Consider the following 23747-nt stretch of genomic DNA (forward strand, 5'->3'; position numbering starts at 1 on the left):
GGATTCCGTCGGGGCCGCACCGGGCCGTCATTCCGCGCCACCGGGGTCTCGCCTCCGGCGAGCCCGATGACAGGCTCAGGCGGGAAAGCCAGTACGCCGCAGCTTGACGATTTCAATCACTGCCGTCCCGGAGTACTGGATCGCCCGGTCAAGCCCGGCGATGACAGCACGAATGGAGACGCGGCACGCGAACAGCGTGCATCAGCCCCAGCCGAGCCTGCACCTCGGCAGTTCGAGCAAGGCAGCGGCCACGCCGCGGTCAGATCAGCAATGTCGGAAAAGGGAATGCCGGCAATACCCCGGCCTCAGGAACGAGGGCGTCGGCGAACACGTCAGGACCAGATTTCACGTCGGCTCGAGGCCGCTTGCGAAATTGCGGAGCTCTCTGAAAGGAGGACCGCACCGAACGAAGAAAACTCGTTTCTTCTGCCGGACCGCGAATGAGACGGTCCGACCGTTGACCTGATGTCTCGCCGACACCCTCTATCGTCGACCAGAACCTCGAGAGGCGCTGATGACGTGCCGGCTACTGGAGCCGGCAACTTCAGAAGCGAAGTTACTTCTTCTTCGCGACCTTGCGGGTCTTCTTCGCAGTCTTCTTCACTGCGCTCTTCGCCTTCTTCGCCTTCTTCGCCTTCTTCGCTTTCTTGGCCATGTTGCCCTCCGATGTGTGAGATGGCTTTAATCGCTGCGTGCACTCGGGGATCGAATGCACTCATCCCGAATACACCAACACGAAGAAAAAAACAGCTTCCCGCTTAAAGAAGTGTTGACGGCGCAAGACGCGTGCGCTTGGCGAGCGCGACGCAGACGCACTGCATGAGATGTACGAGCGACGGCAGGGAGTACTCGCGGCATCGACGTTCGAAAGAGATGCGATTGCAGGAAAACACTATGCAGCAAGTATTTTTCGGCACGCGCGCATCGCAGGCGATCAACGCGATGATGCGCATCGCCATCTCCTCGATCGCCCCGCAAGGGCGCTTCGCGGACTCTGAGTCGCGAATTTTGGCAACGAAAATATTTTCGTGCTTAACGGCGCGAGCGCTCGCCGGAGCGTGTGCAAGCCGCCGTTTCGCGCGAATCGCGTGACGGCGATTCGGTCGCCGCGACACCGTCGATCGGGATGAAGTTTGCTTCCGAGGATGCGCGCGAACGTCGCAGCGAGAACCGGAAGCGAGGTGACGAAGCGTGTCCGTCACCTCGTTCGAACGCGCGAGCCTAGAGACCGAGCTTGGACTTGAGCAGCTCGTTGACGCTCTGCGGGTTGGCCTTGCCGCCCGACGCCTTCATCACCTGCCCGACGAACCAGCCGAGCGACTGCGGCTTGTCGAGTTTAGCAGAGGCGACTCGCTGGCCACTACGAGCAAGCACGTGGTCTCACGGAGGCTGCGTCGCTCAAATGCCAAGTGTGGTCTTCAGCATGTCACTGATGAGCTGGGGATTGACGTTAGCACTCAGACGCTTCCGTACCTGACCAACAAACCAGCCGAGCATCTGCGGCTTGGCCTTAACCTCTTCGACTTTCTCGGGGTTCTGCTGCAATACAACATCAATGGCGACTTGGACTTGGCTCGCGTCGTTGACTTGCCTGAGCCCCAGCCGCTCGATTATTTCGCCCGGATCGCCGCCTTCATTCCACATTACATCGAAGACCTTCTTGGCCGAGCTGGTCGAAATTGTATCCGCTCCGATTGCCATTAGGAGAGAGCCAAGCTGCCACTCCTTGACCCGCGACTGCTGGATCTCAATACCCTCTTTGTTCAACCGACCGAAAACTTCGTTGATGATCCAGTTGGCCGCCATTTTCGCGTTCGAAGGGTCATGTTCAGCCACGACTTCGTAATAGGTCGCAACATGAGGGCTTGCGACAAGCACGTCGGCATCATAGGGGGTTAGCCCGTAATCTCGGACGTACCTTAGTTTCTTCTGGTCCGGCAGCTCCGGCAGCTTCGCCTTCAACTCGTCGACGAATTCCTGGCTGAACTCCAGCGGCAGCAGGTCGGGATCGGGAAAGTAACGGTAGTCATGCGCCTCTTCCTTGGACCGCATCGAGCGCGTCTCGCCCTTGTTGGGGTCGTAGAGCCGCGTCTCCTGCTCGATCTGGCCGCCGTCCTCAAGGATTTCGATCTGCCGCCGCGCCTCGTACTCGATCGCCTGGCCGATGAAGTTGATCGAGTTCATGTTCTTGATCTCGCAGCGGGTGCCGAGCGGCCCGCCGGGCTTGCGCACGGAGACGTTGACGTCGGCGCGCAAGGATCCCTTCTCCATGTCACCGTCGCAGGTGCCGAGATAGCGCAGGATCGAGCGCAGCTTGGACACATAGGCTTTAGCCTGCTCGGCATCGCGGATGTCGGGCTTGGAGACGATCTCCATCAGCGCCACGCCGCAGCGGTTGAGATCGACATTGGACATGGTCGGCGACCGGTCGTGCAGCAGCTTGCCGGCGTCCTGCTCCAGATGCAGCCGCTCGATGCCGATGCTGACGCTGCGGCCACCGTCGAGCTCGACCAGCACCTCGCCCTCGCCTACCACCGGCGACTTGTACTGGCTGATCTGGTAGCCCTGCGGCGAGTCCGGATAGAAATAGTTCTTGCGGTCGAACACCGAACGCAGATTGATCCTGGCGTTGAGACCGAGCCCGGTCCGGACAGCCTGCCTGACGCATTCCTCGTTGATGACGGGCAGCATGCCCGGCATGGCGGCATCGACCAGGGACACGTGCGTGTTGGGCTCGCCGCCGAATTCCGTCGAGGCCCCCGAGAACAGTTTCGAGTTCGAGGTCACCTGCGCATGGATCTCCATGCCGATGACTATCTCCCAGTCACCCGTGGCGCCCTTGAGAAGCTTGTGCGTGGCCGTGCTCATGTCCTGCTCCCGAGCAGCGTGGCAGCGATCCGCTCCCACTCTGCTTCCAATGAATCCTTTGCCGTGGGCTGGCCAGCCTGGCGGTACCAGTAGCCGGCGTTAGCGAGGTCGCCTTCGACGCGGTGCAGATAGGCGTGCACCCAGGCAGCCTCACGGCCGCTGTCGTCCTGAACGATCCCGTGCGCGCGGTCCCAGTCCCTCTTCGCGGCCCACCAGAGACCGGCGAGCGGCGCGCTCAGGTCTGGCGCGGGCGCCGCGCCGTCGAGGCTCGCGATGAAATCAGCGACATTCACCACCACCTCGCGGGCGTGAAGCGGCCGGCGGCCTGCTCGATCACCTCGCCGAGCGAGAACAGCGTCTCCTCGTCGAACGGACGGCCGATCAGTTGCAAGCCGAGCGGCAGGCCCTGCGCGTCCTTGCCGGCGGGCACGGCGATGCCCGGCAGGCCGGCCATGTTCACGGTCACCGTGAAGATGTCGTTGAGATACATCTCGACCGGATCGGCACCGCCCTTCTCGCCGATACCGAACGCGGCCGACGGCGTCGCCGGCGTCAGGATGGCATCCACGCCGTTCGCGAAGCAGTCCTCGAAATCCTTCTTGATCAGCGTGCGCACCTTCTGGGCGCGCAGATAATAGGCGTCGTAATAGCCGGCCGAGAGCACGTAGGTGCCGATCATGACCCGGCGTTTCACCTCGGCGCCAAAGCCCGACGCGCGGGTATTCTCGTAGAGCTCGATGACGTTCCTGCCCTGCTCGCGCAGGCCGTAGCGCACGCCGTCATAGCGCGCGAGGTTGGAGGAGGCTTCCGCCGGTGCCACGATGTAATAGGCCGGCAGCGCATATTTGGTGTGCGGCAGCGAGACCTCGACGAGCTCGGCGCCAGCCGCCTTCAGCCAGGCCGCGCCCTCGCTCCAGAGCTTCTCGATCTCGGCCGGCATGCCGTCGAGACGATATTCCCTGGGGATGCCGATCTTCATGCCCTTCACCGACTTGCCGATCGCGGCCTCGTAATCCGGCACGGGAATGTCGACCGAGGTCGTGTCCTTCGGGTCATGACCGGCCATCGAACGCAGCAACATCGCGGCATCGCGGACGCTGCGCGCGATCGGACCGGCCTGGTCGAGCGACGACGCAAACGCAACGATGCCCCAGCGCGAGCAGCGGCCATAGGTCGGCTTGATGCCGACGGTCGCGGTGAACGCTGCCGGCTGGCGGATCGAGCCGCCGGTGTCGGTCGCGGTCGCGCCCATGCAGAGCAGCGCCGCCACGGCCGAGGCCGAGCCGCCGGACGAGCCTCCCGGCACCAGCGTGGTGTTGCTGCCGTCGCGCCGCCAGGGATTGCCGACGGGCCCGAAACATGAGGTCTCGTTCGACGAGCCCATCGCGAACTCGTCGTTGTTGAGCTTGCCGAGCATCACGGCGCCGTCGCGCCATAGCTGCGAGGTGACGGTGGACTCATATGTCGGCACGAAATTGCCGAGGATCTTCGAGCACGCCGTAGTGCGCACACCCCTGGTCGCGAACAGGTCCTTGATGCCGAGCGGGATGCCCGCAAGCGGGCCTGCATCGCCCTTGGCGATCTTGCTGTCCGCCTCGCGCGCCATGCTGCGCGCCTGATCCGGCGTCTCCATCACGAAGGCATTGAGCACGCGCGCAGCCTCGATCGCGCCCAGATGCGCGTCGGTCAGCTCGAGTGACGTGAAAGTCTTGTCGGCGAGACCCTTGCGGGCCTCGGCGAGCGTCAGCGATGTCAAATCGGTCATTTATTGATCGGGCTGCAGAAGAACGGAGACAGGGTCTTGTCGTTGGCCGGGTCGTCTTGCACGACGTTTTTCCTGGCGGCGGCTTTCGCGGCGGCCTCGATCTCGTCGAGCACGGCATTGACGGCGACATTGGGGTCGGCAGCCTTGCCCTGCCGTTCCATCTTGTCGAGGTAATTCATGTAGGCCTGATAGGCCTTCTCATCGTCGCAAAGCAGACACATCGGACTACGTCCTAAGACTCTTTGATTTGACGCGTGTTCTTCGCGCGGACCGCTTCCGCTTCGCTCGAAGACGCCATTCTACTCGACGACCTTCGGCACCAGGAAGAAATGGCCTTCGGTCGCGGGCGCGTTGGCAACGATATCATCGGCGATCTCGCCGTCATTGACCACGTCCTGCCGCTTCTTCATCTGCATCGGGGTGACCGAGGTCATGGGCTCCACGCCCTCGACACTGACCTCCGAGAGCTGCTCGACGAAGGCGAGCATGGCGTTGAGCTCGCCCTGCAGATGCGGAACCTCGTCCTCGGAAACCGCAATGCGCGCCAGATGCGCGATGCGGCGGACGGTAGCGGCGTCGACGGACATTATATAAGGCCTCTCACGGCAAAACCCATGTGCCGTATAGCAGAGGCCGCTTTTGCGCCGCAACCGGCGCTAGCGCATGATCCGGAAAAGTGTGAAGCGGTTTTCCGAAAAGATCATGCGCAAACAAGAACCGGGAGGCTTATCCGGCCAGCGCTTTCAGGCGAGCCAAGGCCGATTTGGCCAGATCGCGGGTCAACTCAGCGGCGGGGATCTCGCGGCCCAGTGCAACGGCCTGTCCCGCCCAGAGATTGGTAAAATCCACCCTCCCCTGCTTCTCGGCGGCGGCCTTCAGCGGCCCCAGCGCGGTCGCGGCATGGGGGAACGGCGGCGCATCGGGCGAGACGGGGCCGGCCTCGCGCATCAGGCGGTTCTGGACGCCGCGCGCCGGACGGCCCGTCATGACATTGGTGATGACGGTGGAATCGTCCCGCGCTTCGGCGAGCGCCTTGCGGCCGCCCGCGCTGACCCTGGATTCCGGACAGCGCAGATAAGCGCTGCCGATCTGCACGCCGGATGCGCCGAGCGCGAATGCCGCAGCGATGCCTCGTCCATCGGCGATGCCGCCCGCCGCGATCACCGGCACCTTCACGGCATCGGCAACCTGCGGCACCAGCGCAAACGTGCCGGGCTGCTCGGCGATCTTGTCGGTCAGGAACATGCCGCGATGGCCGCCCGCCTCGGCGCCTTGCGCGATCACGGCATCGACGCCGTGCTGCTCGAGCCAGACCGCTTCCTTGACGGTCGTGGCCGACGAGATGACGCGGCAGCCGGCCGTCTTGACGCGCTCGAGCAGCGCCTGCTCCGGCAGCCCGAAATGGAAGCTGACGACCTCCGGCTTCAGCTCCTCGACGACCTCGCAGAAGGCTGCATCGAACGGTGCGCGGTTCGCCGCGGCGAGCGGCGCCGCGGGATCGAGACCATGCTCGCTGTAATAGCTCGCGAGCCGCTGCTTCCAGCGCGCTTCGGCCTCAGCCGTGAGCTCGACCGGCGTGTGACAGAAGAAGTTCATGTTGACCGGCGCCTTCACGCGCTGGCGGATGAGACCGACCTGCTCGCGCGCCTTCTCGGCCGACAGCATCGCGCATGGCAGCGAGCCCAGCGCGCCGCCTTGCGCAGCCGCAATCACCAGCTCCGCATCCATGGCGCCGGCCATCGGCGCCAGCACGATCGGGAATTCGGTCTTGAACAGATCAATCAGTCGACGGTCAGGCCACATGGCTGTTCTCTCGCTCTTCCCCTCTCCCCTTGTGGGAGAGGGTTGGATCGCCGCGTAGCGGCGAGACGGGTGAGGGGTTTGCATCCGCGGATACAGACCTCTCAGGTATGACTTCATTCTCCGGGGATAGAACCCCTCATCCGGCCTTCTCCCGCAAGGGAGAAGGAAAAGAAGCGGCGGAGTTGCGTCGGCCGGAGAGAAGCAGCTCCGCCTCTGCCGCAATCCGCTCGACGATCTCGGCCGCCGGTGGAATATCATGAATCAGCCCGACCGCCTCGCCCGCGATCACGGCCGCGACGTCGAAATTGCCGGCCGCCTTGGCTGCGGCATAGTCCGTGGCAACTGCGGCGACATTCTGCATCAGCTCGACCTCACGACCGATCCAGCGCCTGGCGTGATCATTGACCAGGCATCGCCCCGTGAACGGTGCCGGCCAGACATTGTTGCGGGAGAGATCGAAGATGATGCCGCGCACCGTGGAGCCGCTCTGTGCCGAGCAGATGCGTCGTTTCGCCTCCTCCGCGCCATCCGCCTCCCGGCTTGCATAGAACCGCGTGCCGAGCAGCACGCCGCTCGCGCCCAGCATCATCATGGCGGCGAGCCCGCGCCCGTCTGCGATGCCGCCGGCCGCGACCACCGGCACGCGGCCTGCGGCGAGATCGACGATCGCGGGCACGAGATCGACAGTGGTGCGTGTGGCGCCGTGACCTCCCGCCTCCGTTCCCTGCGCGATCAGGACATCGGCGCCCGCATCGAGTGCCTGCCGCGCCATCGCTTCGTCCTGCACCTGGCAGATCAGTCGTGCGCCGACAGACTTGATCTTGGGCGCAAACGGCGCGGGATTGCCGAACGACAGCATGATCGCCGACGGCTTCACGCCGAGCGCGATGTCGAGAAGCTCGGGCCTATTGGCGAGGCTCCATGTGATGAAGCCGATCCCGAACGGCGCACGCAGTTCGGCGAGCTTCGCAGTCTCCTGCTCCAGCCACGCTCGTTCGCCATAGCCACCGCCGAGAATGCCGAACCCGCCGGCGCGGCTCACAGCCGCGACCAGGCGGCTGCCGGCGACGACATCCATCGGCGCCAGCAAGATCGGATGCGCGATCTCCAGCAGCGTGGTCAGCGACGTCGTCATCGGCATGGCTCCTCCCCGATCTGGACAGCGAGACTAGCCGCGACTAGCATTCTCGAAAAATGAATTGTTGCGAACGTTGCCATCTCAAAAGCGAAATGATGCCATGGAACTGAGCGATCTCCAGACCTTCGCCGCCGTCGCCCGCACGGGCGGCATCACCCGCGCCGCCGAAGAGCTCAACACGGTGCAGTCGAACGTGACCCAGCGCGTGAAAGCGCTGGAGGCGGAGATCGGCACGGCGCTGTTCGAGCGCCACAGCCGCGGCATGGCACTGACGGGTGCCGGCAAGCGCCTCCTCCCCTACGCGCAAAGGATGGCGGCGCTATCGCGCGAAGCGTTGCTCGCCGCGCGTGACGATGGCGAGCCGAAAGGACCGCTCGCGATCGGATCGATGGAGACGACGGCGGCCGTGCGCCTGCCGCCGCTGCTCGCCGACTTCCACCGCCGCTTCCCCGCCGTGCGCCTTTCCTTACGCACCGCGCCGACAGCCGACCTCGTCACCGGCGTGCTCGAAGGCTCCCTCGACGGAGCCTTCGTCGCGGGTCCGATCGCGCATGCCGATCTCATGGCGACGAGTGCCTTCCGCGAGGAGCTGGTGCTGGTCAGCGCGCGGCGCTGGGTCTCGATGGCCGAGCTGCGCGCAGGCACGCCGGAGTCCGGGCCGACCGCGCTGGTTTTCCGCACCGGCTGCACCTACCGCCAACGACTCGAGCAAGTGTTCGTCGAGTTCGGCTGGCCGTCGGCCGCGCGCTTCGAGCTCGGCACGCTCGACGGCATGATCGGCTGCGTCGCCGCCGACATGGGCGTGACGTTGCTGCCGCGCGCGGTCGTCGAGCGCAGTGCGATGAACGGCAGCATCACGATCCACGCGCTGAGCCCGGCGCAGGCGCGCGTCGAGACACTGTTCATCCACCGCCGCGCGGGCCATCAAACCAGCGCGCTGAGCGGTTTTGCCGACTGCCTGAAGAAGGACGACGACGTCATCGCGGCCTGAAACGACGCAGCGTTCCACCCTACGAAATTCGTCACAAATCCATCGCGTTTCCGCGTCGTGTTCTTGCCGCGGCAACGCAGCACATCAAAAAGCTTTGAAGCCCGCGATCATTCTACGTTAGGATGACTGACTGGCCAGCGCAAAACCATAACGAAGCCAAACATCGGCAAAGAACATCGGGAGGACTATCGATGCGCAATACGCTCGTGTTGTGCTGTGTCGCTGCGTTGTCGGCGATATCAGGAACTGCAAGCGCACAGGACTGGACCAAATCGAAATGGGGACCGACCGACGAGGTCGGCGCCGCCAACTACATGACGCCCGAGCTGGTGGTGAAGGCGGCATCGCTGGTGAAGACCGGCAAGACCTACGCCCTCGGCATTCCCGTCACATCGCAGACGCCCGCCTATCCGCCGCGCAGCTACAAGATCACGGTGGTGCAGCCGGGACAGGCCGGCAACGCAGGGCTTGGTCCCAACAAGGCGACCTATAACGACGATATCCTCGACACGTGGGTCGGCGTTGGCAGCCAGCTCGACGGCCTCGGCCATCTCGGCATCGAGCATGTCTATTACAACGGCAACAAGCTCGCCGATTTCGCCGATCCGACCGGGCTGAAGAAGCTCGGCATCGAGAAGGTGCCGCCGATGGTCACGCGCGGCGTCCTGCTCGACATGGCCGCCTATTTCAAGACCGACGTGGTGAAGGAAGGCACCGCCTTCAACGTCAAGGAGATCGAGGAAGCCGCCAAGCAGCAGAACGTCGAGATCCGCCAGGGCGACGTCGTCATCTTCCACACCGGCTGGCTCAGCCTGGTCGGCAAGGACGACAAGCGCTATTCGGCCGGCGAGCCCGGGCTCGGCGTCGAGGGGGCAAAATATCTGACCGGCAAGGGCGTCGTCGCAGTCGGCGCCGACACCTGGGGACTCGAGGTGCTGCCGTTCGAATCCAAGAACGTGTTCGAGGTGCACCAGATCCTGCTCGCGATGAACGGGACCTACATCCTCGAAAACATGGACACCGCCGCGCTGGCCAGGGACAAGGGCTATGAATTCCTGTTCGTGCTGGGACAGCCGCGCTGGACCGGCGGCGTGCAGGCGATGATCAACCCGATCGCGATCCGCTGACGCGCGTCCCGCGTCGCAAGCGCCCCGGGTGAGGGGCATCAGTGTCTCGACAGAGCACACCGCTCCCCTCACCCGAAGCCGTCGTTGGGTTACTGCGAGAACACCGCCCTAGATCCGAATGTCCTCATAGGATTCGATCCGCCGCGGGCCCACCGAGGTCGCCTCGTGCGAGTCCGCGTCGGCGAGATTGCCGAAGTCGAGCTTGGTCAATTTCGTCAGGTCCGCGATCGAGACCTGGAAGACGCTGACATCCTCCTTGGACATCCGCTCGAGCAGATCCGCCTCCTGGACTCGGTCGATCTCCATGACCTGCTTTCGCTGGCTCATCAGGAATGCCGCCGCCTCGAGCGCATCGCCATCGTCGTTGCGGCGGATCAATATCTTCCAGAAGTACTTCGGAATTCGAACGCCGCCGAAGCTCGGATCCTTGTGCGGCCGACCGGCCGGATTGGGCAGATCGGATCCGTCGGCATCCGGTCCATCGAACACCGGGCCGTTCATGACGATGCCTTTCTCCTCACCTTCGAGCAGGACATCGCGCGTGTAATCCTCCAGTCCTGCCCAGAGCTGCTTGCCTTGGTTGAACGAGAAGAACTGCGGCGCGCAATTGGTGAAATGGAAGGAATCGTCGCCATGCTGCTTGGCCGCGGCGACCGTGTCGCCCCAGGTCGCATCGAGGCGACGCACCAGATGACCGCGGTCGAACGGATTCTTGCTGCGGTCCGCTTCGAATGTGGCCTGCTTGCGGTAGAACTCATCGCCGATCTGGGCATCCTCGTCGATGCGCGGATCACGCAGCCAGGAATCACCTTCTCGCTTGCCGACGTCCTGCTGCTTGCCGCCGTCGATATTGACGCAGCTGAAGAAGGCCAGCCCGCGCTCCCTGTTCATGACGACGCTGTAGTTGAAGTATTTCAGCTCGGACTGCCTCGATCTCCCCTTCAACATCGCGACCCTCGATTTGAGGGCGGCGGGTATTTTCGGCAGGGGGACGGAGAATTTGCCGGTGCCGAGAAAATTGGCCTTGTAGCCGGGCCGCGATTTCAGCGTGCTCTGATCGATATGCACGGCCTCCATGGGCAGCCCGTTCTTCGCGCTGATGTGCGGCAACAGGCCGACCGGTCGGGCGATCAACGGCTTGCCGCCGTTGCGTGCGCCTCCGTTACCAGCCGAAGGGCCCTGCACGGGCGTCAGCGGAGCGAAGGGAATTTCCTTCCTGAAAGTCGGCAATGGTACGCGGATCGGGACCACCAGCGAGGTCCCCTCGAGGGACTGCTCGACCCAGGCATTGGTACCGAAAGCAGGGACGGCGGCCGGCACCGGGGCTATCGCGCGCTCGTGCCGGATCGGTGGCTCTTCCTCATCCAGCACCGGCTTGATCAGGGGATGGGAGCCGACGGCGACCTTGAGATCCGCGACGATCGCGCTGATCCGGATGCCTTCGTTGGCGATCCAGTCGATCGAGGATTCGTCCATCGACGGCTTCCACACCTTGCCGTCCTTGGTCAGGGTACGGCCCTGCGTATCCTTCCGGGGAACGCCGCTGTGGTGCAGCGCGACCACCTGCCAGAAGCGGTTGAACGCCGGCGAGCCCGACGAGCCGGCCGTCGTATCGGTATTGTACCAGAGGAAGTCGCCGACATATTTGAGCAGCTTGTTCTCGCGGACGCAGACCTGCTTCATCTGTCCGCCGGGATGCTGGATGATGGTGAGATACTCACCCGGGTCTGCCTTGCCGGGCGCGCCGCTCAGCGGCAGCCATCCCCAATCCTCGAGCTCCTCGTGGTCCGACACCGAGGTCGGCGCCACCGCGACGACCGAAAAATCCAGCCTATCATTGGTGTAGAAGAACCTGCCCGGTTCGAATTTGAACCGCACCGGCGCACGCTCTTGTCCCGAAACGTCCAATTCGTAGTTGAAATCGGCAATCGAATTGGCCGCGTCGGCCGGCTTGCCGAACACATGATGGTTCGTCAGCAGAAGGCCGGGCCCGATCAGAAAGCCCGAGCCATAGCCGAGCAGATTCGACTCAATATCCCTGAGCTGAATACGGCAGACCGAGCGCGCGGCAGCGGTTCCCTTGGCGAGATAGTTGATGCTGTCGAGATCATTGCCCCGGATGATTCGCTCCAGGCCGATCTCGACCGCCTGCACGTCTTGCGTCTCGGCCAGGAGCTGGCGCTGACGTTGACGTAACTTTTCGACGGTCATCTCGATCGGCCCGTCGCCCAGTTTCCGGTTCAAGGCATCGGGTGAGAACTCGGCTTGCTTGAATCGTCTTTCTGAGCCCGCGATCAGGCTTGGCTTGATGAGCATCATGACCTCTCAAAATAAGGGGCGAATATTGGACGTCGGCGCTTGAAAATATGCGCCAAGTTGCATCGCGGGCCGGACTGCCGGCCGCTGCCCATCGTTCTGGAAATCGGGGCACGCGCCCGCACTACTTTAGGCCTATAAACTTATCTCGCGGCAACCAGAGCGTCAATCGACGTGCGCCGCTGAGGACGCGACATCATGCCATGGTCAGCGGCTTCATCCGTGTGAGATTCGCCACAAATGATCGGTGCATTTGTGCATGGCCTTCTCGCGCTCTTCCTGTCGCGGTTCGAACCACTACGGCTTCAGTTGCCAGCGCCGCAGCGCCACCACGGACCAGATCGCCTCGACCAGACCGAACGGCCAGGCGCCTTGAAGAAAGCCGTAGGCCGAGCCGAGCGCGCACGATGCGGCGAACAGCAGCACGAACCAGTGGCTGCGATCCTCCAGGGCGTAGGTGACCAGCATCGCCGTGACGGCGAACAGACCGAATATTGTCAGCGCATCCATGTTCCGGGTTCACTCCGCAGCATGACGCGTGATATGCGCTACGCCATGCCGGCTCTTATCCTGCCTCTCGTCGATGCTGCAACCCACTGGCCCCAACGCGGCGCGCTGGTCGGGCTCGATCTCGGCACGAAAACCATCGGCGTTGCCGTGTCTGATCCAGACCGGAGATTGGCGACCGGCGTCGAGACGATCCAGCGCAAGGCCTTCAAGCAGGATGCCGCTCGATTGCTCGCGATCGGGGCCGAGCGCAAGGCGGTCGGCCTGGTGCTGGGCCTGCCCATCAACATGGACGGAAGCGAAGGCCCGCGCGCGCAATCCACCCGCGCCTTCGCCCGCAATCTTGCCGGCTTGACTGCGCTTCCGATCGGCCTCTGGGACGAGCGCCTGTCGACCGCGGCGGTCGAACGCGAGCTGATCGGCATGGACGTCAGCCGCGCCAGGCGCGCCGAGGTGATCGACGAGCATGCCGCCATCTTCATCCTGCAAGGTGCGCTCGACCGTCTCGCCAACCTCCGCACCGGATCCGCCTGACCGATGGCCGTCGTGATCGCGGCCTTGCTGCCGGTCTTCATCCTCATCGTGCTCGGCATCGTGCTGAAGCGCAGCCTCATGCGGCTGGACACGCAATGGCACGGGCTGGAACAGCTGACCTATTTCGTGCTGTTCCCCCTGCTGCTGATCCAGACCCTGGTGAAGGCCGACCTTTCCAAGGTGCCGGTCGCCGGCGTCGGCGGTGCGCTGCTGCTGTCGGCGCTGGCGATGTCGCTGTTGTGCCTTGCGCTGCGCCCTGTCCTGTCGCGGCTCGGCATCGACGGTCCCGCCTTCACCTCGATCTTTCAGGGCGCGACGCGCTGGCAGACCTTCGTGGCACTTTCGATCGCCGCCAATTTGTTCGGTGATGTCGGGCTGGCGCTCGCCTCCGTGGCGATGGTTGCGATCATCCCGCTCGTCAACGTATTCAGTGTCTCGGTGCTCGCACGTTACGCATCGCCCGAAAAGCAATCCGGCCGCGCCATCGTCATCACCTTGGTTCGCAATCCCCTGATCTGGGCCTGCATCATCGGCCTTACCGTCAACGTCGCCCACCTGCCGCTGCCAAGGCTCTGGCATGAGGTTGCCGACGCACTCGGCGGTTCCTCGCTCGCCATCGGCCTGCTCGTCACTGGAGCGGGGCTGCATCTCGAAGGGCTGTTGCGTCCGAGCGCCGGCGCTGCCATCGGCGTTGCGCTCAAGCTGGTGCTGATGCCCGCGTTTGCGCTGGCGCTCGGTGTCTGGTTCGGTCTTTCCGGCAACAGCCTTGCGATTGTAGCGATCTGCTCGGCTGTGCCGACCTCGTCCAGCGCCTATGTCCTGGCGCGCCAGATGGGCGGCGACGCGCCGCTGCTGGCGCAGATCATCACGCTGCAGACGATCTTTGCGGCTATTACGATGCCGGTTGCGATCGCGCTGGCGGCTTAGACGTTCGCATTGACGGAGCCTTGAGTGGCCGCGGCTAGCCCCCAAGCCACATCGTCAGCACCACCGCGGTCAGATTGTTCAGCGCGTGGAGCACGATGGTGATCCAGAGCGAGCCGGAGCGATAGCGCATGTAACCGAACCACAGGCCGATGGCGAGGACCTCGGCGAGGAAGTACATGTCGTATTGCAGGTGCACGACGGTCCAGACCAGCGACGACAGCAGGATCGCCCCGGGAACGCGCAGGAAGCTCACCGACCAGCCGCGATAGAGGAAACCTCGCGCCAGGATTTCTTCCGAGATCGGCGCGGCCACGCTGAAGGCGAACAGGAGCAACAGCGCGGCGCCCTTGTCGCGTCCCGATTTCAACAGGTCGGACATGAAGCCCGGCGTCGCCTCGCGGCCGAGGGCGCGCGACATCGTCTCCCAGACCAGCACGATCAGGATGAGGCCGACGGCGCCGAACAGCAGCTGCTTCCAGGAAGGCCAATGCAGCGCGAGATAATCGACGAAGGACGCTTTCTTGATGCGAATCGCGAGCCAAACCGCGACAAGCGTCGCCGGCAGACCCATGATGACCGACAGCGCGAGCGTCTGGGGCTCGCGGCCAACGAGCTGGAGCGAAGAGAGGTCCATGGGAAGACCGCGCTGCGACGCCAGCAGAACGACGGCGCCGATCTGCCCGACGAACATCGCGACGAAGATGAAGACGCCCCACAGCGCCGTGCCCCAGAACTTCCAGACGCGTGGAGCGAGGTCCGCAGGCGCCGCGGCGATCGGCGGATGATCGGGATTGAGGGAGTCCATCAGAAGGCTTTCGGTAGGAGAACACCTGTCATTCGGGGCCGGCCTGAAGGACCGAACCCGGAATGACGGGACAAACAATCAGGGCAGCGCCCGCTCCAGCAGCGCGCGCACGTCGCCGCTGTCGAGTTCGACGGCGCCATACATGCTGGCGTGATTGGCCGCCAGACGCGTGCTTGCGAACAATTCGGCATTGTGAGGCGACACGCCGTTGAGCGCCGCGGCGGCCGCAAGCAGCGCCAACTTCTCGACGGCAAGGCGCGCGACGCGCTCACCGTCGGCGCGGCGGAAGGTCTTGCCAATGAAGGTGGCCGCCTCAACAGCTCCCGGCAGACCCTTGGTCTCGGCCGCGAGCGATTGCAGCACCGCCATCGCCGCCTCCGGCTCGCGCGCGAGCGCGCGGAGCACGTCGAGGCACATCACGTTGCCCGAACCTTCCCAGATCGCGTTGACCGGCGACTCTCGGTAATGGCGCGCCAGAATGCCGTCCTCGACATAGCCGTTGCCGCCGAGGCACTCCATCGCCTCGTAGAGGAACGGCGGCGCGCTCTTGCAGGTCCAGTATTTGATCGCGGGCGTCAGCAGCCGCATATAGGCAGCCTCCGCCGCATCCTGCGGCGTGCGGTCGAAGGCACGGCAGAGCCGCATCACCAGCGCCGTGCTCGCCTCGACATGCAGCGCCATGTCCGACAGCACCGCCTGCATCAGGGGTTGGTCGGCAAGGTGCCGCTGGAACACGCTGCGGTGCCGCGCATGATTCAGCGCATGCGCCAGCCCCGAGCGCATCAGGCCGACGGACGCAATCGCGCAATCCTGCCGCGTCAGCTGCACCATCTGGATGATGGTACGGATGCCCTTGCCCTCCTCGCCCACCGCTTCCGCGTAGGCACCGGCGAACTCGACCTCGGACGACGCGTTGGAACGGTTGCCGAGCTTGTCCTTCAGACGCTGGAACTGGATCGCGTTCACCGAGCCATCCGGCGCGAAGCGCGGCATGAAGAAACAGGTCAGCCCGCCATCCGCCTGCGCCAGCACCAGGAACGCGTCGCACATCGGCGCCGACATGAACCATTTATGGCCGGTGATGCGATAGCCGTCCCCGTCGCGCACGGCGCGCGTCATGTTGGAGCGCACGTCGGTGCCGCCCTGCTTCTCGGTCATGCCCATGCCGACCGTCATGCCGCGCTTCTGCCACCATGGTGCAAAGCTGGGATCATAGCTCTTCGTCGACAGCACCGGCATCACGCGCGCGAGCAAGTCAGGCTGGACCGCCAGCGCCCCCACGGAGGCGCGCGTCATCGTGATCGGACAAAGATGACCCGTCTCGGCTTGCGCGGCCATGTAGAACTTTGCCGCGCGAATGACCTCGGCGGCATCGCCCGCAGGCTTTCCTTCCGCCGTCCAGGTCGAATTGTGCACGCCGGCGTGCGCACTGTACGCCATCAGCTCGTGATAGGCGGGATGAAACTCGACCTGGTCGCGCCGATTGCCCTTGGCATCGAAGCTGCGCAGCTTCGGCGTGTTCTCGTTCGCCATGCGTCCGCGATCGGCCATCGCCGCCGAGCCCCAATGCTTGCCGAAGTCGGACAGCTCCCGCTCCGCCGCAGCGCCGCCATTGGCCTTCACCGCCTCGATCAGCGGCCGATCCACGGCGAAGAGGTCGACGTCCTCGAACGGCGGCGACTGGTTGAAGACCTCGTGGGTCGCAAAGCTCGGCTGGGTCATGGTGCTTCTCGGCTCGGACGTCAGTTCCGGCGCGGCGGAATCGGGAAATCATAGGCTGCCCCGCCTGCCCCCGGCAGCGAAAAGTGCCACCACTCCTTCGAATAGTTCACAAAGCCTTGCCTGGCCATCGCAGCGACCAGGCGCTTGCGCCAGGCGCGCTGCTCCGGATTGATCGATGGTGTCGCAGTGTGTCCCTTCGCGTCGGTACAGTCGTAGCCGGTCCCCATGTCGACGCTGCCCTCCGGCGCCCGCGCCTCGACCGGCGCCGTGCAATCGGCATAGGCCTTCGACGGATCATATTTGGCGGAATTGGCGGCCTTGAGATCGACCAGCGTGAGGTCGAGCGCCGCTCCGGTCGAATGCTGCGAACGGCTGGCGATGTAGCCGAGGCGGAACAGCTCCGTCTTCGGAATCCTCGGGTTGTAGCGCCGCTCGGCCGTGGTCTCATGACCGTTCTGCGACCACTTCACCATGTCGAGCGAGGCCCGCGCGGGCCGGTAGCAGTCGAACATTTTAAGCGAGAGATTCTGTGCGGCCAGTTCCTGCTGCACCGCCTTCAGCCGCAGCCCCACCTCCCGCTTCACCACGCATTCACCGGCATCGTAGCCGGCGAGCGGACGGCCGACGAAATTGTTCGACGTGGCATAGCGGATGTCCTGGATGATGCTGGGATCGATATCGCGCAGGTACACGAAGCCGCCGGGCAAGGTCTGCGCCCGCGCCGGCGCGAGGACGGATCCTGCCAGCAACGCAACGAGCGTTGCACGCGCCACGATCCCTAGGCCTGCGGTCATTGCGCCGGATCCGAGTTGACCAGAAGTTTTGTGACCGCGGTGTCCATATACTTGTTACCGGCCCAGACGTCATCGATGATGAATTGCATCCAATAGGCCGCAACCTGCGGCCGCAATGTCAGCAGTTGCGCCGATCGCTTGTCGTCGAGGGTGAAGGTCTGCGACTCTCCCCCGGAGAACAGCACGCGAATCTGGCGAACTCTGTTGTTCTTGGCAAAGATGTCGGGACTTTTCTGGTAGCCGTTCTGCACATGGATCGATTTGACCCGCCGCAGGGTTTCGAACTCGACCGTGATCCATTCGCCGATGCCGTTGCCCGACGCTCCCTCGACCCAGGCCGTCCCTGTCGAGGCGTCGAACAGGTTCGCCACACCATATGAATTGCCGAATTGCGGCTTCAGGGTCGAGCTGACGCAATAGGTCTCAAAGCCGCTGCGCGCGCAGCTTTCGCCAGCCGTGGACGGACGCGGCGGACGAAAGGCCGAGCGCTCCGCAGACGCAGGACTGGCCGGCGGCTTCACGAGCATGCCCGCCACTTTCGGCGCCCCGTTTGACGACCCCGCATTCCAGAGATAGATGCGCCCGCCGAGCGTCTGGTCGTAATAGGCCGGCGTCTGCTCGTGCGGCACCGGCTGTCCGCTGCCGTCACTCGCCGTGAGCGCCAGCACCGCCACGCGCTCGCGCACCTCGACCGCGAGGTCGCCGAGATGCAGTTCGGGCCGCTTCAACTGCTCAACGAATATCCGCGTGAACACCGAATTGTGCGCGGTATCGCTGCTGCTGAGCTGGTCGAGCGCGGTCTGGCCGATGCCCGCAGAATAGAGCGTGAAGATTCCGCGCGCCGGCCTCGCATCGGCAAGTCCGCGCGTATTCCCGATCGAGCGGCCGGCGGCCCGCGGAAACGGATTGTCACGGCAGGCATCGATGACGACGAAGGCGACCCGCACCGCCTTCGCCTGGAGCTCCGCAATCAGGTCCGGCTCCGCGATCGAGGCCCCGCGCACGCGCGCCTCCGCGCCCTCGACGATGGTGGGAACATCGCTCGGCACCAGATAGTTCACCCCGGCGATCGCAACGCCATGCCCTGCATAGAACACGGCAGCCGTGTCGCCCGGCTCCAGCCGTGCCGTGAAATCCGCGAGACGGTCGATCATTCCCTGGCGGCCGAGATTGGTGCCCAGCACAATCTCAAATCCGAGTGACCTCAGCGCGTCGGCCACCGTCGTTGCATCATTGGCCGCCTTCTTCAATTGCCGGTCGGCCGGCAGGTTCGGATAAAGATCGTTGCCGATGACGAGCGCCAGGCGCTTCTCCGCCGAAGCCGGCGTCGCCAGGCCGACCATGCACGCGGCCGCCAGCGCAGCAATATTGCGCGCCAGTCGATTAAAATACCGCGTGCTCGTCATGATCCAGCCCGTGACGCAACGAATGGGACGAGTCTAGCGCAAAGCGGCTGCCCCGAACACAGGCGGCCCGGGCGCCCCCCGGCCGCAAAGCGCCGTGGATAAGTCCGGCGGCGGGATTTGCAGCTTGCTCCCCCCGCCATCCCTCCCTATAGCTCTGCTTTTAATGACATCGAAATCGACCTTCGTCCTCGGCCACCGGCATTTGCTCGGCATCGAGGGCCTTTCTGCCGCCGACATCAGCGGCCTCCTCGACCTGTCCGAAGAATATGTCGAGGTCAACCGCCAAGTTGACAAGAAGCGCACCGTCCTGCGGGGACGGACGCAGGTGAACCTGTTCTTCGAGGCCTCGACCCGGACCCAGTCCTCGTTCGAGCTCGCGGGAAAGCGCCTCGGCGCCGACGTCATGAACATGTCGGTGTCCTCCTCCTCGATCCGCAAGGGCGAGACCCTGATCGACACCGCCGTGACGCTGAACGCGATGCACCCGGACATCCTGGTGGTGCGCCATCACGCCTCCGGCGCGGTGGAACTGCTGGCGCGCAAGGTCGACGGTTCCGTGATCAATGCCGGCGACGGTGCGCACGAGCATCCGACGCAAGCGCTGCTGGATGCGCTCACCATCCGCCGCAACAAGGGCCGGATCGAAGGTCTGGTGGTCGCGATCTGCGGCGACGTGCTGCATTCGCGCGTGGCCCGCTCCAACATCATCCTGCTCAACACCATGGGCGCCCGCGTCCGCGTCGTCGGCCCCTCCACGCTGCTCCCAACCGGCATCGAGCGGATGGGCGTCGAGGTCATGCGCGACATGCGCGAGGGCCTCGAGGGCGCCGACATCGTCATGATGCTGCGGCTCCAGCGCGAGCGCATGAACGGCTCCTTCGTGCCCTCGTCGTCGGAGTATTTCCATTATTTCGGGCTCGACCAGAAGAAGCTCGCCTACGCCAAGCCGGATGCCCTCGTGATGCATCCCGGCCCCATGAATCGCGGCGTGGAGATCGACTCGATCGTGGCCGACGGCGCCCAGTCCCTGATCCGCGAACAGGTCGAGATGGGCGTCGCCGTGCGCATGGCCGTGCTGGAAGCGCTCGCCCGCAACCTGCCGAACGCGTGATGCCGATGTTGACCGATCGCCGTCCCATCCTGCTCGCCAACGCCCGCGTCATCGATCCCTCGAGGGATTTCGACGGCGTCGGCGACGTCCTGATCGCCGACGGCACCATCCGCGAGACCCGCCGCGGCATCGGCGCAGCCGGCGTTCCCGAGGGCACCGACATCGTCAACTGCTCCGGCAAGATCGTGGCGCCGGGCCTGATCGACATACGCGCCTTCGTCGGCGAGCCCGGCCTCAGCCATCGCGAGACGTTTGCTTCGGCCAGCCAGGCCGCCGCAACCGGCGGCATCACCACCATCATCTGCCAGCCCGCCACCTCGCCCGTCATCGACAATTCGGCAACCGTCGACTTCGTGATGCGCCGGGCCCGCGACACCGCGATCGTCAACATCCAGCCGATGGCGGCGCTAACCAAGGGCATGCACGGCGAGGAGATGACCGAGTTCGGCCTCCTGAAGGCGGCCGGTGCGGTCGCTTTCAGCGACGGCGACAAAAGCGTGACCAACGCCCAGGTGATGCGCCGCGCGCTGACTTACGCGCGCGACTTCGACGCGCTGATCGTGCATCACACCGAGGACCCCAACCTGGTCGGCGAAGGCGTGATGAACGAAGGCGAGTTCGCGACCCGACTCGGCCTGATGGGCATCCCGAATGCCGCCGAAGCCGTGATGCTGGAGCGCGACCTGCGCCTCGTCGCGCTCACCGGCGGCCGCTACCATGCGGCTTCGCTGACCTGCATCGACTCCCTTGAAATCCTCGAGCGCGCGCGCGACGCCGGGCTCGCCGTAAGCGCCTCGGTCTCGATCAACCACCTGGCGCTGAACGAGAACGACATCGGCCCCTACCGTTCGTTCCTGAAGCTGTCGCCGCCGCTGCGCACCGAGGACGATCGCCGCGCGCTGGTAGCGGCGCTCGCCTCCGGCCTCCTCGACGTCATCATGTCCGACCACAATCCGCAGGACGTCGAGGTCAAGCGCCTGCCGTTCGCGGAAGCCGCGCCCGGCGCCGTCGGGCTCGAGACTATGCTGCCGGCCGGCTTGCGGCTGGTGCATAATGGCGAATTGGAACTGAAGACGCTGATCCGCGCGATGTCGACCCGTCCGGCCGAGCTGCTCGGGCTCCCGGGCGGAACCCTGCGCGCCGGCAGCCCCGCCGACGTCATCGTGATCGACCCCGATACGCCCTGGGTGGTCGATCCCGCAGACCTCAAATCACCCTGCAAGAACACCCCGTTCGACGAGGCCCGGTTTACAGGCCGCGTCGTGCGCACCATTGTCGGCGGACGGACGGTCTACGAGCATGTCTGACATCCGCAATCTTTCGACACGGGAATCCTGCCTTTGGAGCTGCCGCCATGGGGCTTGAAGCATTTTTGCCGGTGGCCTTCGCCATCGGCTACCTCCTCGGCTCGATTCCGTTCGGGCTGATCCTGACCAGGCTCGCGGGCACGCAGGACATCCGCTCGATCGGCTCAGGCAGCATCGGCGCCACAAATGTGCTGCGCACGGGACGCAAGAGCCTTGCCGCGGGCACCCTGCTGTTCGATGCGCTCAAGGGCACCGTGGCCGTCGTGACCGCCGGCTACATCGCAGGACCCAATGCCGCCATGGTGGCCGGGCTCGGCGCCTTCCTTGGTCACCTCTTCCCGGTCTGGCTCAAGTTCAAGGGCGGCAAGGGCGTCGCCGTCTATATCGGCATCCTGCTCGGCCTGTTCTGGCCGGGCGCCGTCGTGTTCTGCCTGCTGTGGCTCGCGACAGCCTTCACGACCCGCTACTCCTCGCTTTCGGCGCTGGTGGCGGCGTTCATCACGCCGATGTTCCTGTGGTGGTTCGGTCACCTCGCCTTGTCGGCACTGGCAGCGGTGCTGACGCTTCTGCTGTTCTATGCCCACCGCGAGAACATCAAGCGCCTGCAAGGTGGCAAGGAAAGCCGCATCGGCGAGAAGGCTTGAAGCCGGAAAAAGTACGGATATCGCCGCACACCTTCCGCATTATACGCCAAATCCTGTTCGCAACTTCCGCACCGCTCGGTGCAGACAGTAGCGAACGGGTTCCATGCCTGTCATCCTGACGCAGGAAACGGCGTTACGCGGTTGCTCAGAATGAGCGAGATGATTATCGACGCGCATGACGGGGTTGGTTCGCTGGGTGCTTCCGGAAGCGCGGCGAGCCGGCTGCTCTCGGCGACCAATATCTGGTCCGAAGCGCCGCCGCCCGACCCCGCGCCCGTTTCGCCGCAAGTGCCGCAGCCTGAGCCCGTCGCGCAAGCCAACGCTTTGCTCGACGCCGTGGTCACCAAGGCTGCACCGGTCGCGCTCCCGCAGGCGCGTCCCGGCCAATGGCCGCCGCGAAAACTCTCGCTGGCGCTCCAGGGCGGCGGCACCTTTGCCGCCTTCACCTGGGGCGTGCTGGAGCGGCTGCTGGAAGAGCCCGGCATCGCGATCGACACGGTCAGCGGCACCAGCGCCGGTGCCATCAATGCGCTGCTGCTCGCCTCCGGCCTTGTCGAGGGTGGACGCGAAGGCGCCCGCAGCCGGCTCAACCGGTTCTGGATTCGCCTGATGCACGAGGCCTCGTTCCGCTCGCTGATGCTGATCGGCGGCTTTTCGCCGGCGGGAAGCTCGGTCGCGTTCGGCCCGGCGCTGCGCTCCGGCCAGTTCGATCCGTTCGATCTCGATCCGCTGCGACAGGCACTGTCCCGCGACATCGATTTTACCGCCCTGCACGACGCGAGGTGTCCAAAGCTTCTGATCGCCGCGACGCGGATCCGCGACGGGCAGCAGCAGATCTTCCGCAACGACGCTGTCACTGCCGACGTCGCACTGGCTTCGACCTGCCCGCCCCTGGTTCACTGCGCCGTCGAGATCGACGGCGAGGCCTATTGGGACGGCGGCTTTGGCGGCAACCCTCCGCTGCTGCGGCTGACGCAGGAGACGACGACGTCCGACGTCCTGCTCATACAGGTCACGCCGGCGCGGGACAGCTACGTGCCGATCACGCTCGCCGCGATCGACCGTCGGCTCGACCAGATCGCGGCCAACGCCGCCCTCAATGCCGAAATCGCCGCGATCGCATGGGCGCAGTCCCAGGGCACGACTTCGTTGCGGCTCACCCGGATTGCGGCCGAGGATTTTTTTGAAGGGCTGGCGCAGCGCTCCTCCACCGATCTCGGCCGCGGCTTCATTCGGGCGCTGCACCGGAGCGGCCGCGCAGCCGCCGAGCGCTGGCTCGGGCAAGATGCGGGTGCGACGCAGAGAACCACGCCCGCGGCGGCCGAGCTGGCATTGATCTAATCCTCACCTCACGCGGAAAGGCCTGACCTAGCCTCACGTAACGGCTCGATCGCCAACCGGTAGCCGGCAAGGCGCGCGATCGGCGCAAGCACGGCGAACAGCACTTGTTGCAGCCAGATCGGCACGCCAGCCAAATACATGTGATTGCGATAGGCGTGTAGCACCAGCGCGACCAGCAGGAAGTTCGGATCGCCGGCGCTGGAAAACCACTTGGGCTGCTTCACTGTGAGCGTGACGAAATTGGCGAAGAAGCGCAGATGCTGTTGCGCCGGCGTGAACGAGACCTCGAGCTCGGCATTGTCGTCACCGACGTTGGCGAAGTAATGCGGTCGGCCGCGGAGGACGGTCACAGCGCCTCCGGCGTCCACCACTTGCTCACGCCCGTCGACGACGAATTTGACGCGACCGCTCTTCACCGCAAAATGCTCGTCCGCGGCGGGATGAACATGCACCAGCGCATTGCCGCCGCCCGAGCCGCCCTTTTCGAGAATCACGCCGAACCGCGCGATCTCGAGATTGTCGAGCGGACCGGAGAAGACGAACGTCTCCTTGTTGAAGGCGTTGCGCAGCCGCGTGCCGCGGGCGATCTCGATCAGCATGTTCATGTCTCCTTGCAGGGCGGGGAGACGCGCTGGTAGCTT

24 protein-coding genes are annotated in these 23747 nt (G+C 64.8%); 8 read left to right on the forward strand and 16 right to left on the reverse strand.

The features are described from left to right. Positions 1-758 precede the first annotated feature (758 nt). The 9 genes from ACYCVF_RS30030 to ACYCVF_RS30070 form a co-directional block, all read right to left on the reverse strand. On the reverse strand, positions 759-953 hold the full coding sequence (locus tag ACYCVF_RS30030) for a hypothetical protein (RefSeq protein ID WP_459612945.1): 195 nt from the start codon (positions 951-953) through the stop codon (positions 759-761). A gap of 268 nt (positions 954-1221) precedes the next feature. Continuing rightward, positions 1222-1374, reverse strand: coding sequence for a hypothetical protein (locus ACYCVF_RS30035; protein ID WP_459595262.1), 153 nt, complete (start codon positions 1372-1374; stop codon positions 1222-1224). Positions 1375-1398: 24 nt separating this feature from the next. Continuing rightward, on the reverse strand, positions 1399-2868 hold the full coding sequence (gatB, locus tag ACYCVF_RS30040) for an Asp-tRNA(Asn)/Glu-tRNA(Gln) amidotransferase subunit GatB (protein ID WP_459595261.1): 1470 nt from the start codon (positions 2866-2868) through the stop codon (positions 1399-1401). Then, positions 2865-3167 carry a hypothetical protein gene (locus ACYCVF_RS30045; protein WP_459595260.1) on the reverse strand — a complete coding sequence of 101 codons (303 nt, stop codon included), beginning with the start codon at positions 3165-3167 and terminating at the stop codon, positions 2865-2867. Before ACYCVF_RS30045 ends, gatB begins: the two co-directional genes overlap by 4 nt. Continuing rightward, positions 3158-4633 carry an Asp-tRNA(Asn)/Glu-tRNA(Gln) amidotransferase subunit GatA gene (gene gatA, locus ACYCVF_RS30050; protein ID WP_459595259.1) on the reverse strand — a complete coding sequence of 492 codons (1476 nt, stop codon included), beginning with the start codon at positions 4631-4633 and terminating at the stop codon, positions 3158-3160. Before gatA ends, ACYCVF_RS30045 begins: the two co-directional genes overlap by 10 nt. Further along, positions 4630-4854, reverse strand: coding sequence for a hypothetical protein (locus tag ACYCVF_RS30055; protein WP_459595258.1), 225 nt, complete (start codon positions 4852-4854; stop codon positions 4630-4632). Before ACYCVF_RS30055 ends, gatA begins: the two co-directional genes overlap by 4 nt. A gap of 78 nt (positions 4855-4932) precedes the next feature. After that, positions 4933-5220, reverse strand: coding sequence for an Asp-tRNA(Asn)/Glu-tRNA(Gln) amidotransferase subunit GatC (gene gatC, locus ACYCVF_RS30060; protein ID WP_459595257.1), 288 nt, complete (start codon positions 5218-5220; stop codon positions 4933-4935). Between the two features lie 139 nt (positions 5221-5359). Continuing rightward, a complete protein-coding gene (locus ACYCVF_RS30065) occupies positions 5360-6436 on the reverse strand; it encodes an NAD(P)H-dependent flavin oxidoreductase (protein ID WP_459595256.1) in 1077 nt (358 codons plus the stop codon). 136 nt (positions 6437-6572) lie between these two features. Continuing rightward, positions 6573-7577, reverse strand: a complete 1005-nt coding sequence (locus ACYCVF_RS30070) for an NAD(P)H-dependent flavin oxidoreductase (RefSeq protein WP_459595255.1) — start codon at positions 7575-7577, stop codon at positions 6573-6575. Between the two features lie 97 nt (positions 7578-7674). Here ACYCVF_RS30070 and ACYCVF_RS30075 point away from each other — a divergent pair, with 97 nt between their 5' ends. Together ACYCVF_RS30075 and ACYCVF_RS30080 are read left to right on the forward strand one after the other, a co-directional pair. After that, positions 7675-8565 carry a LysR substrate-binding domain-containing protein gene (locus ACYCVF_RS30075; protein ID WP_459595254.1) on the forward strand — a complete coding sequence of 297 codons (891 nt, stop codon included), beginning with the start codon at positions 7675-7677 and terminating at the stop codon, positions 8563-8565. Between the two features lie 191 nt (positions 8566-8756). Further along, positions 8757-9692: a cyclase family protein gene (locus ACYCVF_RS30080; RefSeq protein WP_459595253.1), complete on the forward strand. Its 936-nt coding sequence runs from the start codon at positions 8757-8759 to the stop codon at positions 9690-9692. 108 nt (positions 9693-9800) lie between these two features. On the opposite strand, the gene ACYCVF_RS30085 is transcribed toward ACYCVF_RS30080, so the two are convergent. Next, on the reverse strand, positions 9801-12011 hold the full coding sequence (locus ACYCVF_RS30085) for a DNA/RNA non-specific endonuclease (protein WP_459595252.1): 2211 nt from the start codon (positions 12009-12011) through the stop codon (positions 9801-9803). Between the two features lie 294 nt (positions 12012-12305). Further along, positions 12306-12518 (reverse strand): hypothetical protein, encoded by a 213-nt coding sequence (locus ACYCVF_RS30090; RefSeq protein ID WP_459595251.1) that lies wholly within the window; start codon positions 12516-12518, stop codon positions 12306-12308. Between the two features lie 45 nt (positions 12519-12563). Between ACYCVF_RS30090 and ruvX the strand changes: the two genes are divergently transcribed. After that, entirely contained in the window at positions 12564-13049 is a 486-nt protein-coding gene (gene ruvX, locus ACYCVF_RS30095) for a Holliday junction resolvase RuvX (protein ID WP_459595250.1), read from the forward strand. Positions 13050-13052: 3 nt separating this feature from the next. Beyond that, a complete protein-coding gene (locus ACYCVF_RS30100; RefSeq protein WP_459595249.1) occupies positions 13053-13976 on the forward strand; it encodes an AEC family transporter in 924 nt (307 codons plus the stop codon). Between the two features lie 34 nt (positions 13977-14010). Here the strand turns inward: ACYCVF_RS30100 and ACYCVF_RS30105 are convergent, their stop codons facing one another. The 4 genes from ACYCVF_RS30105 to ACYCVF_RS30120 all read right to left on the reverse strand — a co-directional run bounded on the left by ACYCVF_RS30105 (position 14011) and on the right by ACYCVF_RS30120 (position 18703). Then, positions 14011-14781 carry a CPBP family intramembrane glutamic endopeptidase gene (locus ACYCVF_RS30105; RefSeq protein WP_459595248.1) on the reverse strand — a complete coding sequence of 257 codons (771 nt, stop codon included), beginning with the start codon at positions 14779-14781 and terminating at the stop codon, positions 14011-14013. Between the two features lie 78 nt (positions 14782-14859). Further along, a complete protein-coding gene (locus ACYCVF_RS30110) occupies positions 14860-16503 on the reverse strand; it encodes an acyl-CoA dehydrogenase family protein (protein ID WP_459595247.1) in 1644 nt (547 codons plus the stop codon). Positions 16504-16523: 20 nt separating this feature from the next. Next, positions 16524-17297 carry a M15 family metallopeptidase gene (locus tag ACYCVF_RS30115; protein WP_459595246.1) on the reverse strand — a complete coding sequence of 258 codons (774 nt, stop codon included), beginning with the start codon at positions 17295-17297 and terminating at the stop codon, positions 16524-16526. Continuing rightward, positions 17294-18703 (reverse strand): caspase family protein, encoded by a 1410-nt coding sequence (locus ACYCVF_RS30120; RefSeq protein WP_459595245.1) that lies wholly within the window; start codon positions 18701-18703, stop codon positions 17294-17296. The genes ACYCVF_RS30115 and ACYCVF_RS30120 overlap by 4 nt, the downstream gene beginning before the upstream one ends. A 163-nt stretch (positions 18704-18866) precedes the next feature. Here ACYCVF_RS30120 and ACYCVF_RS30125 point away from each other — a divergent pair, with 163 nt between their 5' ends. The 4 genes from ACYCVF_RS30125 (at position 18867) to ACYCVF_RS30140 (ending at position 23106) form a co-directional block, all read left to right on the forward strand. Then, a complete protein-coding gene (locus ACYCVF_RS30125; protein ID WP_028181359.1) occupies positions 18867-19814 on the forward strand; it encodes an aspartate carbamoyltransferase catalytic subunit in 948 nt (315 codons plus the stop codon). A gap of 5 nt (positions 19815-19819) precedes the next feature. Further along, the gene (locus tag ACYCVF_RS30130) at positions 19820-21121 is read left to right on the forward strand and encodes a dihydroorotase (RefSeq protein WP_459596430.1); all 1302 of its coding nucleotides are present in this window, start codon (positions 19820-19822) and stop codon (positions 21119-21121) included. Positions 21122-21168: 47 nt separating this feature from the next. After that, positions 21169-21765, forward strand: coding sequence for a glycerol-3-phosphate 1-O-acyltransferase PlsY (gene plsY / locus ACYCVF_RS30135; RefSeq protein ID WP_459595244.1), 597 nt, complete (start codon positions 21169-21171; stop codon positions 21763-21765). Positions 21766-21915: 150 nt separating this feature from the next. Further along, entirely contained in the window at positions 21916-23106 is a 1191-nt protein-coding gene (locus ACYCVF_RS30140; protein ID WP_459595243.1) for a patatin-like phospholipase family protein, read from the forward strand. 8 nt (positions 23107-23114) lie between these two features. Here ACYCVF_RS30140 and ACYCVF_RS30145 read toward each other — a convergent pair whose 3' ends face one another. Continuing rightward, positions 23115-23705: a cupin domain-containing protein gene (locus ACYCVF_RS30145; protein ID WP_459595242.1), complete on the reverse strand. Its 591-nt coding sequence runs from the start codon at positions 23703-23705 to the stop codon at positions 23115-23117. Between the last annotated feature and the right edge of the window lie 42 nt (positions 23706-23747).

The organism is Bradyrhizobium cedriense (assembly GCF_054602315.1).